12 protein-coding genes and 1 tRNA gene are annotated in these 13,097 nt (G+C 56.8%); 10 read left to right on the top strand and 3 right to left on the bottom strand.

All coding sequences use genetic code 11. From position 1 onward, the window contains the following. Window positions 1–5: 5 nt before the first annotated feature. From BV390_RS08285 to BV390_RS08260, 6 genes are all read left to right on the top strand, one after another. Entirely contained in the window at window positions 6–326 is a 321-nt protein-coding gene (locus tag BV390_RS08285) for an urease subunit beta (protein WP_032697545.1), read from the top strand. Next, a complete protein-coding gene (ureC, locus tag BV390_RS08280) occupies window positions 319–2,022 on the top strand; it encodes an urease subunit alpha (protein WP_032697544.1) in 1,704 nt (567 codons plus the stop codon). The genes BV390_RS08285 and ureC overlap by 8 nt, the downstream gene beginning before the upstream one ends. Window positions 2,023–2,031: 9 nt before the next feature. Beyond that, on the top strand, window positions 2,032–2,532 hold the full coding sequence (ureE, locus tag BV390_RS08275; RefSeq protein WP_032690664.1) for an urease accessory protein UreE: 501 nt from the start codon (window positions 2,032–2,034) through the stop codon (window positions 2,530–2,532). Next, entirely contained in the window at window positions 2,533–3,207 is a 675-nt protein-coding gene (locus BV390_RS08270; RefSeq protein ID WP_046853435.1) for an urease accessory protein UreF, read from the top strand. A gap of 8 nt (window positions 3,208–3,215) precedes the next feature. After that, window positions 3,216–3,830, top strand: coding sequence for an urease accessory protein UreG (ureG, locus tag BV390_RS08265; protein WP_032690662.1), 615 nt, complete (start codon window positions 3,216–3,218; stop codon window positions 3,828–3,830). Window positions 3,831–3,985: 155 nt separating this feature from the next. Further along, window positions 3,986–5,593 (top strand): purine-cytosine permease family protein, encoded by a 1,608-nt coding sequence (locus BV390_RS08260; RefSeq protein WP_032690661.1) that lies wholly within the window; start codon window positions 3,986–3,988, stop codon window positions 5,591–5,593. A 42-nt stretch (window positions 5,594–5,635) separates the two neighbouring features. Here BV390_RS08260 and tsaD read toward each other — a convergent pair whose 3' ends face one another. Continuing rightward, a complete protein-coding gene (gene tsaD / locus BV390_RS08255) occupies window positions 5,636–6,649 on the bottom strand; it encodes a tRNA (adenosine(37)-N6)-threonylcarbamoyltransferase complex transferase subunit TsaD (RefSeq protein ID WP_004867835.1) in 1,014 nt (337 codons plus the stop codon). Between the two features lie 349 nt (window positions 6,650–6,998). Between tsaD and rpsU the strand changes: the two genes are divergently transcribed. The 3 genes from rpsU (at window position 6,999) to rpoD (ending at window position 11,131) form a co-directional block, all read left to right on the top strand. Continuing rightward, window positions 6,999–7,214, top strand: coding sequence for a 30S ribosomal protein S21 (gene rpsU, locus BV390_RS08250; RefSeq protein WP_001144069.1), 216 nt, complete (start codon window positions 6,999–7,001; stop codon window positions 7,212–7,214). A gap of 176 nt (window positions 7,215–7,390) precedes the next feature. Then, complete coding sequence (gene dnaG, locus BV390_RS08245; protein WP_085396799.1) at window positions 7,391–9,136, top strand: DNA primase; 1,746 nt, start codon at window positions 7,391–7,393, stop codon at window positions 9,134–9,136. A gap of 150 nt (window positions 9,137–9,286) precedes the next feature. Further along, entirely contained in the window at window positions 9,287–11,131 is a 1,845-nt protein-coding gene (rpoD, locus tag BV390_RS08240; protein WP_032690659.1) for an RNA polymerase sigma factor RpoD, read from the top strand. Between the two features lie 100 nt (window positions 11,132–11,231). Here the strand turns inward: rpoD and mug are convergent, their stop codons facing one another. After that, window positions 11,232–11,738: a G/U mismatch-specific DNA glycosylase gene (gene mug / locus BV390_RS08235; protein ID WP_004867844.1), complete on the bottom strand. Its 507-nt coding sequence runs from the start codon at window positions 11,736–11,738 to the stop codon at window positions 11,232–11,234. A gap of 124 nt (window positions 11,739–11,862) precedes the next feature. Here mug and BV390_RS08230 point away from each other — a divergent pair. Beyond that, window positions 11,863–11,938: transfer RNA gene (locus BV390_RS08230), tRNA-Ile, on the top strand. Between the two features lie 686 nt (window positions 11,939–12,624). Here BV390_RS08230 and BV390_RS08225 read toward each other — a convergent pair. Then, window positions 12,625–12,948, bottom strand: a complete 324-nt coding sequence (locus BV390_RS08225) for a DUF1889 family protein (protein WP_072000068.1) — start codon at window positions 12,946–12,948, stop codon at window positions 12,625–12,627. Window positions 12,949–13,097 lie beyond the last annotated feature (149 nt).

Genomic DNA, 13,097 nt, shown 5'->3' with positions numbered 1-13,097 from the left:
TCGCGATGATCCCAGGTGAATACAAGGTGCAACCCGGCCAGATAGCTCTGAACGTTGGCCGCGCCACCCGCAGCATTATCGTTGAGAATCATGGCGACCGGCCGATTCAGGTTGGCTCGCATTACCATTTTGCCGAGGTCAACCCGGCGCTGAAATTTGATCGGGCGCAGGCCACCGGCTACCGCCTGAACATCGCCGCTGGCACCGCGGTCCGCTTTGAGCCGGGGCAAAAACGTGAAGTGGAGCTGGTCGCGCTCGCCGGTCGTCGCGCGGTATACGGCTTTCGCGGCGAGGTGATGGGGAATCTGGAGGCAAACAATGAGTGATATTTCACGTCAGGCTTATGCTGACATGTTTGGCCCCACCACCGGCGATAAAGTGCGCCTGGCGGACACCGAACTGTGGATCGAGGTCGAAGACGATCTGACCACCTACGGCGAAGAGGTCAAGTTCGGCGGCGGCAAGGTCATCCGTGACGGTATGGGCCAGGGGCAAATGCTCGCTGACGACTGTGTCGATCTGGTGCTGACCAATGCGCTGATCGTCGATCACTGGGGGATCGTTAAAGCCGATATCGGCATCAAAGACGGGCGGATCCTGGCGATCGGCAAAGCGGGCAATCCCGATATCCAGCCTGGCGTCAATATCCCCATTGGCGCGGCGACGGAAGTGATTGCCGCCGAAGGCAAAATAGTCACCGCCGGCGGCGTCGATACCCATATCCACTGGATCTGTCCGCAGCAGGCGGAAGAGGCGCTGGTCTCCGGCGTCACCACCATGGTCGGCGGCGGCACCGGCCCGGCCGCGGGGACGCATGCCACCACCTGCACGCCGGGTCCGTGGTACATCTCGCGGATGCTGCAGGCGGCAGACAGTCTGCCGGTGAATATCGGTCTGCTGGGCAAAGGCAACGGCTCGAACCCGGACGCGCTACGCGAACAGGTCGCGGCAGGCGTTATCGGCCTGAAAATTCATGAAGACTGGGGCGCCACGCCGGCAGCCATCAACTGCGCGCTGACGGTTGCCGACGAAATGGATATTCAGGTGGCGCTGCACAGCGATACCCTGAACGAATCCGGCTTTGTGGAAGATACGCTGGCGGCGATCGCCGGGCGAACCATCCACACGTTTCATACCGAAGGGGCCGGCGGCGGCCATGCGCCGGATATTATTACCGCCTGCGCACACCCCAATATTTTGCCCTCTTCAACCAACCCGACGCTGCCCTATACCGTCAACACCATCGACGAACATCTGGATATGCTGATGGTCTGCCACCATCTCGATCCGGATATCGCCGAAGACGTGGCGTTTGCCGAATCGCGTATCCGCCGGGAAACCATCGCGGCAGAAGATGTTCTGCACGATCTCGGCGCCTTCTCGCTGACATCGTCTGATTCGCAGGCGATGGGCCGCGTCGGCGAAGTCGTTCTGCGTACCTGGCAGGTCGCGCATCGGATGAAGGTCCAGCGCGGGCCGCTGGCGGAAGAACGCGGCGATAACGACAACTTCCGCGTGAAGCGCTATATCGCCAAGTACACCATTAATCCGGCGCTGACCCACGGTATCGCCCATGAAGTCGGATCGATTGAAGTCGGCAAGCTGGCGGATCTCGTGCTGTGGTCCCCGGCGTTTTTCGGCGTTAAGCCCGCCACGGTGATCAAGGGCGGGATGATCGCCATTGCACCGATGGGCGACATCAACGCCTCGATTCCGACGCCGCAGCCGGTGCACTACCGCCCGATGTTCGGCGCGCTGGGCAGCGCTCGCCATCACTGTCGCCTCACCTTCCTGCCGCAGGCGGCGGTCGACAGCGGCGTGGCGCAGCGTCTGAATCTGCAGAGCGCCACGGCGGTAGTGAAAGGCTGCCGGACGGTACAAAAGACCGACATGATCCATAACGGCCTGCAGCCCAATATCACCGTCGACGCGCAAACCTATGAAGTGCGTATCGATGGCGAGCTGATTACCAGCGAACCGGCAGATGTCCTGCCGATGGCGCAACGTTATTTTCTGTTTTAAGGAGTCCGGATGCTCTATCTGACCCAACGAGTGGATTCACCTGGCAAACTGACCGCCAGCCTTACGCTACCGATCGATGTACGGGTGAAAAGTCGTATCAAAGTCACCCTCAACGATGGTCGCGAAGCCGGTTTGTTGTTGCCGCGCGGCCTGCTGCTACGCGGTGGGGATGTGCTCAGCAATGAAGACGGCAGCGAATTTGTGCAAATTATCGCCGCAGATGAAGGCGTGTCCGTGGTGCATTGTGACGATCCGTTCACGCTGGCGAAAGCCTGCTATCACCTCGGTAACCGCCACGTTCCGCTGCAAATTATGCCCGGAGAGCTGCGCTATCACCACGACCATGTGCTGGACGATATGCTGCGCCAGTTCGGCCTGGAGGTCACTTTCGCCCATCTGCCTTTTGAACCGGAAGCCGGCGCCTACGCCAGCGAAAGCCACGGCCATAGCCATAGCCACGGTCATAGTCACGATCATGGCCACGATCATCATCACGAGCACAGTCACTAAATGCCAACGTCGGAAAAACGCCTGCGGTTGATGCAGCTGGCCAGCAGCAACCTCCCGGTCGGCGGCTATAGCTGGTCGCAAGGGCTGGAGTGGGCGGTGGAAGCGGGCTGGGTGCCCGATGCCGCCGCTTTTGAACGCTGGCAGCTGCAGCAGATGGAACAGAGCTTTTTTACCGTCGATCTTCCTCTGTTCGCCCGGCTGTATCGGGCATGCGAAAACGACGATCTGCCGTCAGCACAGCGCTGGACCGCCTGGCTGCTCGCCTGTCGTGAGACCCGCGAACTGCGTGAAGAAGAGCGTAATCGCGGCGCGGCCTTTGCCCGTCTGCTGGCCGACTGGCAGCCGGATTGCCCGCCGGCGTGGCGCGTTTTGTGTCGGCAAAGCCAGCTCGCCGGCATGGCGTGGCTCGGCGTACGTTGGCAAATCGCGCTTCCCGACCTGGCGCTGAGCCTTGGCTACAGCTGGATCGAGAGCGCGGTCATGGCCGGCGTTAAGCTGGTTCCTTTCGGCCAGCAGGCGGCCCAGCAGCTGATTTTACGCCTGTGCGATCGCTACGCGGCGGATATGACCTGCGCTCTTGCGGCGCCGGATAGCGCGATAGGTTCATCCACGCCGCTGGCCGCCATTGCTTCCGCCCGGCATGAAACCCAGTATTCCCGATTATTCCGTTCCTAGGAGAGAGTATGCATAACTACAAACACCCGCTGCGCGTCGGCGTCGGCGGCCCGGTCGGTTCCGGGAAAACGGCCCTGCTGGAAGCGCTGTGTAAAGCCATGCGTGACAGCTGGCAGTTAGCCGTCGTCACCAACGACATCTACACCAAAGAAGATCAGCGTATTCTCACCGAAGCGGGCGCGCTGGCGCCGGAGCGCATCGTCGGCGTCGAAACCGGCGGATGTCCACATACCGCGATCCGCGAAGACGCCTCCATGAACCTGGCGGCGGTAGAAGCGCTGAGCGAAAAGTTCGGCAACCTCGATCTGATCTTTGTTGAAAGCGGCGGCGATAACCTGAGCGCCACCTTCAGTCCGGAGCTGGCGGACCTGACCATCTACGTCATTGACGTTGCGGAAGGGGAAAAGATCCCGCGCAAAGGCGGGCCGGGGATCACAAAGTCGGACTTCCTGGTGATCAACAAAACCGACCTTGCACCGTATGTGGGCGCATCGCTGGAGGTGATGGAGCGCGATACGATGCGTATGCGCGGCGACCGCCCGTGGACCTTTACCAACCTGAAAAGCGGCGATGGCCTGAACAACATCATCGCTTTCCTTGTCGACAAAGGCATGCTGCGCTAAGCGTCCCTGCACCATCCGGGCGCACCTGCGTCCGGATGGTGCACATCCTGCCCCCTCTTTATTCATCCCCGCCCCGCCAACGCCCGCCGCAGCTGTTCTACGAAGTGGCATAAGGTTTGCTAATTCCTGTCATGCCTGATCATTAAGGAATGACTATGTCATCACTGGATATTAAAACTGAGTTACCTGCCCAGACCGGAACATCCGGCTCCAGAGAAACCCTGGAAGACTATACACTCCGCTATGCTCCGCTGAGCTTCCGCCGTTGGGGACCCGGCGTCGTCGCCGTGACTGCGCTGGGCGGTATCGCCTATCTGGCGGACTTCTCCATCGGCGCCAGCATCGGCATGGCATGGGGCACCACCAACGCGATTTACGCCATCCTGCTGGCGGCGCTGGTGATCTTCCTCACCGGGATCCCGCTGGCGATTACCGCCGCCCGCTATAACATCGATCTCGACTTAATCACCCGCAGCGCCGGATTCGGCTATTTTGGTTCGGTCATCACCAGCATTATCTTCGCAGGCTTCACCTTTATCTTCTTCGCCCTTGAAGGCTCGATTATGGCCCAGGGGCTGCTGGTTGGATTAGGGATCCCGCTGTGGATGGGCTATCTCATCGCCACCCTGATGGTGCTGCCGCTGGTCGTTTACGGTATGAAAGCACTGACCCGCCTGCAGGTGTGGACCACGCCGCTGTGGCTGGTGCTGATGGTGGTGCCGGTGGCCTGGCTGATTGCCAAAGACCCGGCGCTGGTGGACGGCTTTATGCACTTCGCCGGCAAGAATAACGCGGCGCAGGTTGATTTAACTGCCATTATGCTCGGCGCCGGCGTCTGCCTGTCGCTGATTATGCAGATCGGCGAGCAGATCGATTACCTGCGCTTTATGCCGCCAAAAACGGCAGAGAACAGCAAAAGCTGGTGGCTGGCGGTCTTTTCCGCAGGCCCAGGCTGGGTGATATTAGGCGCAATTAAACAGATCATCGGCGCCTTCCTCGGCTTCTATCTGCTGACCCGCTTCCCGGCGGTGCACAATACCGAACCGGTACAGCAGTTCGTCAGCGTCTTTGATAACCTGGTACCCGGCTGGCTGGCGTTAACCCTGGCCGTCGTGCTGGTGGTCATTTCACAGATTAAAATCAACGTCACCAACGCCTATTCTGGCTCGCTGGCGTGGACCAGCGCCTGGACGCGCACCACCAAACGCTATCCGGGGCGGATTATCTTCGTCATCGTCAACCTCGCCATCGCGCTGGCGCTGATGGAGGGCGATATGTTCAGCGCGCTGTCGTGGATTCTTGGTTTCTACTCTAACTTTGCCATTGCCTGGGTGGTGGTGGTTGCCACCGATATCACCGTCAACAAAGGCCTGCTCAGGCTCGCCCCGGCGCAGCCAGAATATCGTCGCGGAATGATCTATAACGTTAACCCGGTGGGCGTGGTTTCGTTTGCTCTGGCGGCCGGGCTCTCCATCTGCGCCTTCTTCGGTCTGCTCGGCGCCACGCTGGCGCCCTTCTCGCCGCTGATTGCGCTGGTCGTGGCGCTGGTGATGACACCGCTGATGGGTATCCTCACCGGCGGGCGCTACTACATCAAGCAGTACGATGACGGGATTAGCGAGCCGCGCTACGACGCGCAGGGCAATGCGTCCATCACCGTTTACCAGTGCGTCAGCTGTGAAGAAGAGTACGAACGTCCGGACGTCATGCACTCGCACAAACATCAGGGCGCGATTTGCTCGCTGTGTAAAAGTATGGAGTAAAGCAGAAAGGCAGGCCGACAGAATGTCGGCCTGTGATGCAGATTACGCCGCCGGCAGTTCAGCGAGCGGCCAGCGCGGACGGACGGTCACGCCGAGATCCGGCTTAGCGCCGGTACGCAGGCGAACCATCCCGGCATAGGCGATCATCGCGCCGTTATCGGTGCAGAACTCCGGACGCGCATAGAACACTTCGCCGCCACGCTTTGCCATCATCTCCGCCAGCTTCGCGCGCAACGTGCGGTTGGCGCTCACGCCACCGGCCATCACCAGGCGTTTAAAGCCGGTCTGCTCCAGCGCGCGACGACACTTAATCATCAGCGTATCCACCACCGCATCTTCAAACGCACGGGCGATATCTGCACGGGTCTGCTCATCGTCGTCGTTATTGCGAATGGTGTTAGCCGCAAAGGTTTTCAGGCCGGAGAAGCTGAAATCCAGACCGGGACGGTCGGTCATCGGACGGGGGAAAACAAATCGTCCTTCTTTGCCCTGAGCCGCCATCTTAGACAGCATCGGGCCGCCGGGATAATCGAGCCCCAGCAGCTTCGCGGTTTTATCAAACGCTTCCCCGGCCGCATCATCGATAGACTCGCCGAGCAGTTCGTACTGACCAATACCGGTGACGCTAATCAGCTGGGTATGGCCGCCAGAGACCAGCAGCGCCACAAACGGGAATGCGGGGGGATTATCTTCCAGCATCGGCGCCAGCAGATGCCCTTCCATATGGTGCACCGGAACCGCTGGCACGTTCCAGGCAAACGCCAGTGACCGCCCTACCGTTGCGCCGACCAGCAGCGCGCCGACCAGGCCGGGACCTGCGGTATAGGCCACGGCATCGATCTCTTTTGCCGTCAGCCCGGCCTCTTTCAACGCCGCCTGAATCAGCGGAACGGTTTTACGCACGTGGTCGCGCGAAGCCAGCTCAGGCACCACCCCGCCGTAGTCAGCATGTAATTTCACCTGACTATACAATTGATTGGCTAGCAGGCCTTTTTCGTCGTCATAAATGGCGATGCCGGTTTCATCGCAGGATGTTTCAATACCCAGTACACGCATGTCTTGTTTTACCTCGCTCTAATACCGCGCAGTTTAGGACCAATGCGGGTTGATGTATACCCTCAGCGTGCCTGGTTGGCGCAGCGAGGCAACCGGGGCGCCCCGAAAACCCGCCCGGCCGCACGTTGCCCGCCATGCGGCGCCAGAAAGGCCTGCAGGCGGCGAAGATAAAACTTTGTTCGCCCCAGGAACAACCCTCGTGTATACTCCTCACCCTTATAAAAGTCCTTTCAAAAAAGGCAGCGGTGCTTTACAAAGCAGCAGCAATTGCAGTAAAATTCCGCACCATTTTGAAATAAGCTGGCGTTGATGCCAGCAGCAAACCGAATTAATCAAAGGTGAGAGGCACATGCCGGTAATTAAAGTACGTGAAAACGAGCCGTTCGACGTAGCTCTGCGTCGCTTCAAGCGTTCCTGTGAGAAAGCAGGTGTTCTGGCGGAAGTTCGTCGTCGTGAGTTCTATGAAAAACCGACTACCGAACGTAAGCGCGCTAAAGCTTCTGCAGTGAAACGTCACGCGAAGAAACTGGCTCGCGAAAACGCACGCCGCACTCGTCTGTACTAATCTGTTGAGGGCCAACGCCCTCAATTCAGACTGAGTTGTTGTTGTAAGGCCGTGCTTCCGGAAGGAATGCGCGGCTTATTTTCGTTTATGCATTAGCAGATACACCGCATCATGAAAGAACGTATTCAGCATAGGCTGAGGCCGTCTGGTGATCGTGTGTATAGTTTACGGGGCCTATGGCTGGACGAATCCCACGCGTATTTATCAATGATCTGCTGGCGCGCACCGACATCGTCGATCTCATCGACGCGCGGGTAAAGCTCAAAAAGCAGGGCAAGAACTACCACGCGTGCTGTCCATTCCATAACGAAAAAACCCCCTCTTTTACCGTCAACGGTGAAAAACAGTTTTATCACTGCTTTGGTTGCGGTGCGCACGGCAACGCCGTCGACTTCCTGATGAACTACGACAAACTCGAGTTCGTGGAGACGGTCGAAGAGCTGGCCGCCATGCACAACCTCGAAGTGCCATACGAAGCAGGCAACGGACCGAGTCAAATAGAGCGCCATCAGCGGCAAAGTCTCTATCAATTGATGGACGGTCTGAATGCGTTTTATCAACAGTCTCTGCTGCAACCCGCCGCCGACCCTGCGCGCCAGTATCTGGCGAAACGTGGCTTAAGCAGCGAGGTCATTGCGCGCTTCGCGATTGGCTACGCCCCACCCGGTTGGGATAACGTCTTAAAACGTTTTGGCGGCAATCAAGAAAACCGCCAGTCGCTTATCGATGCCGGCATGCTGGTGACGAACGATAAGGGGCGCAGTTACGACCGCTTCCGCGAACGGGTGATGTTCCCTATCCGCGATAAGCGAGGCCGGGTGATTGGTTTTGGTGGTCGCGTGCTGGGTGATGCCCTGCCGAAATACCTTAACTCTCCGGAAACCGATATTTTCCATAAGGGCCGTCAGCTGTACGGCCTGTATGAAGCGCAGCAGGATAACGCCGAACCACCGCGTTTGCTGGTTGTCGAAGGCTATATGGACGTCGTGGCACTGGCGCAGTACGACATCAACTACGCCGTCGCGTCGCTGGGGACCTCGACCACCGCCGACCATATTCAGCTTTTGTTCCGGGCGACCAATCAGGTCATCTGCTGTTACGACGGCGACCGGGCTGGCCGCGATGCCGCCTGGCGGGCGCTGGAAACGGCGCTGCCGTACATGACCGATGGTCGTCAGCTACGCTTTATGTTTCTGCCCGACGGCGAAGACCCGGATACGCTGGTGCGTAAAGAGGGGAAAGCGGCGTTTGAAGCGCGGATGGAGCAGGCTCAGCCGCTCTCCACGTTTTTGTTCAACAGCCTGCTGCCGCAGGTCGATTTGAGCACCCCGGACGGGCGCGCGCAGCTCAGTACCTTAGCGCTGCCGCTCATCACCCAGGTACCGGGCGAAACGCTGCGCATTTATTTGCGTCAGGAGCTGGGCAACAAGCTGGGGATTTTAGATGACGCTCAGCTTGAACGTTTAATGCCAAAACAGACAGAAAGTGGAGCTCCACGCCCCGCGCCGCAGCTAAAACGCACGACCATGCGTATACTGATAGGACTGCTGGTGCAAAACCCGGATTTGGCGCCGCTGGTTCCGCCTTTAGAGGGCCTGGATCAGCGCAAAATTCCCGGGCTTGGCCTGTTCAGCGAACTGGTCAAAACCTGTTTGTCTCAGCCAGGTCTGACCACCGGGCAACTTTTAGAACAGTATCGCGGTACAAATGAGGCCGCAACCCTTGAAAAACTGTCGATGTGGGACGATATAGCAGATAAAGATATCGCGGAAAAAACCTTCACCGACGCGCTCAACCATATGTTTGATTCACTGCTCGAACTGCGGCAAGAAGAGTTGATAGCTCGCGACCGCACGCACGGTTTAAGCAGTGAAGAACGCCGGGAACTCTGGACCATCAGTCAGGAGCTGGCAAAAAAATGAATTGCACGGCTTAAGTGCCGAATATCGTTCGGGAAGCCCCCGACAGCCGCGCTGAGGCGCAGCGGCAATAATATAAGTACGCCCTCGCTTTAAATGTTGGCAGTTTGTCTGTCGACACCAATCAAACGAATTAAGTGTGGATACCGTCTTATGGAGCAAAACCCGCAGTCACAGCTGAAGCTTCTTGTCCAACGTGGTAAGGAGCAAGGCTATCTGACCTATGCCGAGGTCAATGACCATCTGCCGGAAGATATCGTCGACTCCGATCAGATCGAAGACATCATCCAAATGATCAATGACATGGGCATTCAGGTGATGGAAGAAGCACCGGATGCCGATGATCTGCTGCTGGCTGAAAACAGCAACAACACCGACGAAGATGCAGAAGAAGCTGCTGCACAGGTGTTGTCCAGTGTTGAATCTGAAATCGGACGTACAACCGATCCGGTGCGCATGTACATGCGCGAAATGGGTACCGTAGAACTGCTGACGCGTGAAGGCGAAATCGACATCGCCAAACGTATTGAAGATGGGATCAACCAGGTTCAGTGCTCCGTTGCTGAATATCCGGAAGCCATTACCTATCTGCTGGAGCAGTACGACCGCGTTGAAGCTGAAGAAGCGCGCCTGTCCGATCTGATCACCGGTTTCGTCGATCCTAACGCCGAAGAAGACCTGGCGCCAACCGCGACGCACGTCGGCTCTGAACTCTCTCAGGAAGAGATGGATGACGACGAAGACGAAGATGAAGAAGAAGACGACGACAGCAGCGATGACGACAACAGCATCGACCCTGAGCTGGCGCGCGAGAAATTCGCTGAGCTGCGCACGCAGTACGAGCTGACCCGCGATACCATCAAAGCGAAAGGTCGTAGCCACGCCGCAGCGCAGGAAGAAATTCTCAAGCTGTCCGAAGTGTTCAAACAGTTCCGCCTGGTACCGAAACAGTTCGATTACCTGGTCGGCAGCATGCGTAGCATGATGGATCGCGTCCGTACTCAGGAACGCATCATCATGAAACTGTGCGTCGAACAGTGCAAAATGCCGAAGAAGAACTTCATCACCCTGTTCACCGGCAACGAAACCAGCGAGACCTGGTTCAACGCTGCGATCGCCATGAACAAGCCGTGGTCTGAAAAACTGCACGACGTCAAAGAAGACGTTCAGCGCGGCCTGCAGAAGCTGCAGCAGATTGAAGAAGAGACCGGCCTGACCATCGAGCAGGTTAAAGATATCAACCGTCGTATGTCCATCGGTGAAGCGAAAGCCCGCCGTGCGAAGAAAGAGATGGTTGAAGCGAACTTGCGTCTGGTTATCTCTATCGCCAAGAAATACACCAACCGTGGCCTGCAGTTCCTGGATCTGATCCAGGAAGGTAACATTGGTCTGATGAAAGCGGTTGATAAGTTCGAATATCGTCGCGGCTACAAGTTCTCCACCTACGCAACCTGGTGGATCCGTCAGGCCATCACCCGTTCTATCGCGGATCAGGCGCGCACCATCCGTATTCCGGTGCATATGATTGAGACTATCAACAAACTCAACCGTATCTCCCGCCAGATGCTGCAGGAAATGGGTCGCGAGCCGACGCCGGAAGAGCTGGCTGAACGCATGCTGATGCCAGAAGATAAAATTCGTAAAGTGCTGAAAATTGCCAAAGAGCCTATCTCCATGGAAACGCCGATCGGCGACGATGAAGATTCGCATCTGGGTGATTTCATCGAGGATACCACCCTCGAGCTGCCGCTGGACTCCGCGACCACGGAAAGCCTGCGTGCCGCCACTCACGACGTGCTGGCAGGCCTGACCGCTCGTGAAGCCAAGGTCCTGCGTATGCGTTTCGGTATCGATATGAATACCGACCACACGCTGGAAGAAGTCGGTAAACAGTTCGACGTTACCCGTGAACGTATCCGTCAGATCGAAGCGAAGGCGCTGCGCAAGCTGCGTCACCCGAGCCGTTCTGAAGTGCTGCGTAGCTTCCTCGACGATTAATCGTTGCCGGAAATAAAAAAGCTCCCTGCGGGGAGCTTTTTTTTGTCTTCAATTCACCCTGTTGCCGTCCGAGAGAGCCGGCGACGCGACTCACCGCAGGCTATCGACCTCGCGATGCCAGCGCATCATCCAGTTCACGATACGCTTCCACCAGCTTATCCAGCGTCGCCCGGTTCAACCCGCTAGGGTTTGGCAGCACCCACACTTCCGTATCGCCGATGGTCACCTGCTGTTTGCCCCAGCGCGCACCGCGCACCTGAAACGCTTTCTCAAAGGCCTGTTTACCGAGAATCGCCAGCGCCCGCGGCTGATACTGTTCAATTTTCAACACCAGCTCCCGCCCGCCGCTGCGTAGCTCCTGCAAGGCAACTTCGCTGGCCTGAACCGTCGGGCGCTCCACCAGCATAGTAATCCCGCAGCGCGTATCGAGCAGCTGCAGCTCCTCTTCCGGCTTCAGCAGACGGTCGGTAAAACCGGCCTGATAAATCACCTTCCAGAAGCGATTGCCCGGATGCGCGAAATGAAAACCGGTATGGGCAGAGGACTTCCCCGGATTGATGCCGCAGAAGACCACCCGCAGGTCCGGCGCCAGAATATCGTTAATCATCTTTCCACCCGTTCAATACCTAAAAGGCGATTATAAAGGATTGAAAATGCATTGTTTATAAAAACAGCAGCCGTGCGTTTTGCGCTGGATTGCGTCTGCCAGTTACTTTATAATCCCTCGCCACGGCCCCTTAGCTCAGTGGTTAGAGCAGGCGACTCATAATCGCTTGGTCGCTGGTTCAAGTCCAGCAGGGGCCACCAGATAAAACAAGGACTTAGATAAGAAATTATCTAAGTCCTTTTTCTTTGCATTGCATTTGAGCCAGGTCCCGTTTGGGCTTCAGACTTAAATCTCATTTTTTACCCTGAAGGTTCACCAGAACACTTTCGTTGCAGATAGCCATTACTTGCTTTAGCCATTCACCGGGGATGCCAATCCAAAACGGCCGTGACTGGCTGTTACCACAATGTTCACTTTCACCCCCTGAAGGGATGAATCAACATACATTCCACATGACTTTCAGCCAGACAGCCAGCCCGTCCTGTACGAGAAAACGCACTCAATTCAGAAAAGCGGGAGAGGTATTGTTGCTCAAATGTCGTCATCAGCGGCGGAATTCTGTCCGCCGCTGTAAACTGAAAGCCATCCTAGTCAGATTGACGTTACGGAACCGGCCTGCCCAGTCGTAGACACGACCTGGCCGTTGGCGATGCCACTTGCGAATATGCTCAAAAGCTAAAGTTGCCGGAAGATGATGGCGGATAAAGTGAAAAATACAGCATCATGTTCAGCCAGCGGCAAATACATCGCTTAGCGCGGCAATCTCAAATTATGCTGAATATTCATCGGCTGCAAAAATATAAGGAGCGACGTTAGCAACGTTGCTCCTTTTTTATACCATCCTGCAGGATATCGTCTTCAGAATCATTTTTTAAAAACGTGCCGCTTACACCAGCTCCCGGAGCTGCTCCCGCATATAGGAAGAGAAGTACTCTGGATTTTTAATTACGAGACGGTTGCCAGCGGCGATTTTTTCCGCCCATCCAGCGACTTTATTGGTGAACCCGGAATTCCATCCCTCCCGTTCGCCTCGCAGGATCACGTCTTCGGCGCTAGCCGGAACGCCTAACTCATGGAGATATTTTAAAATGCCCTTAGCCGTACTTTCATCCATTGAATGCGGAGCCGACGCCGATGTGTTCATTCCACCAATAAAATCTAATGCTTTATCTATCGCTGTTGGCATGCTCTTATCCTTAAAATTAACCATGTGATGAACATGTTTATAATATGGACCCAAGTCTGCGGGGATATCAAAGAGATCGTTGCCTTTCTTTGATTCAGACCTCAGTCAAACGTTTGCATGGCGTTTTTCTGCCCAATAAGTCCGGCGCAGCCCGCATAAACCGCCCCGTCATC

Source organism: Klebsiella sp. YJ (assembly GCF_002108615.1).
Classification (GTDB): domain Bacteria; phylum Pseudomonadota; class Gammaproteobacteria; order Enterobacterales; family Enterobacteriaceae; genus Klebsiella; species Klebsiella planticola.
The sequence above is the reverse complement of the archived record's forward strand: the minus strand, read 5'-3'. Positions and strand labels throughout refer to the sequence as shown.

What these genes read in the sequence shown, in the direction of transcription:
- BV390_RS08285 (WP_032697545.1), top strand. Translation starts at nt 6, where the DNA reads ATGATCCCAGGTGAATACAAGGTGCAACCCGGCCAGATAGCTCTGAAC.
- ureC (WP_032697544.1), top strand. Translation starts at nt 319, where the DNA reads ATGAGTGATATTTCACGTCAGGCTTATGCTGACATGTTTGGCCCCACC.
- ureE (WP_032690664.1), top strand. Translation starts at nt 2,032, where the DNA reads ATGCTCTATCTGACCCAACGAGTGGATTCACCTGGCAAACTGACCGCC.
- BV390_RS08270 (WP_046853435.1), top strand. Translation starts at nt 2,533, where the DNA reads ATGCCAACGTCGGAAAAACGCCTGCGGTTGATGCAGCTGGCCAGCAGC.
- ureG (WP_032690662.1), top strand. Translation starts at nt 3,216, where the DNA reads ATGCATAACTACAAACACCCGCTGCGCGTCGGCGTCGGCGGCCCGGTC.
- BV390_RS08260 (WP_032690661.1), top strand. Translation starts at nt 3,986, where the DNA reads ATGTCATCACTGGATATTAAAACTGAGTTACCTGCCCAGACCGGAACA.
- tsaD (WP_004867835.1), bottom strand. Translation starts at nt 6,649, where the DNA reads ATGCGTGTACTGGGTATTGAAACATCCTGCGATGAAACCGGCATCGCC.
- rpsU (WP_001144069.1), top strand. Translation starts at nt 6,999, where the DNA reads ATGCCGGTAATTAAAGTACGTGAAAACGAGCCGTTCGACGTAGCTCTG.
- dnaG (WP_085396799.1), top strand. Translation starts at nt 7,391, where the DNA reads ATGGCTGGACGAATCCCACGCGTATTTATCAATGATCTGCTGGCGCGC.
- rpoD (WP_032690659.1), top strand. Translation starts at nt 9,287, where the DNA reads ATGGAGCAAAACCCGCAGTCACAGCTGAAGCTTCTTGTCCAACGTGGT.
- mug (WP_004867844.1), bottom strand. Translation starts at nt 11,738, where the DNA reads ATGATTAACGATATTCTGGCGCCGGACCTGCGGGTGGTCTTCTGCGGC.
- BV390_RS08225 (WP_072000068.1), bottom strand. Translation starts at nt 12,948, where the DNA reads ATGGTTAATTTTAAGGATAAGAGCATGCCAACAGCGATAGATAAAGCA.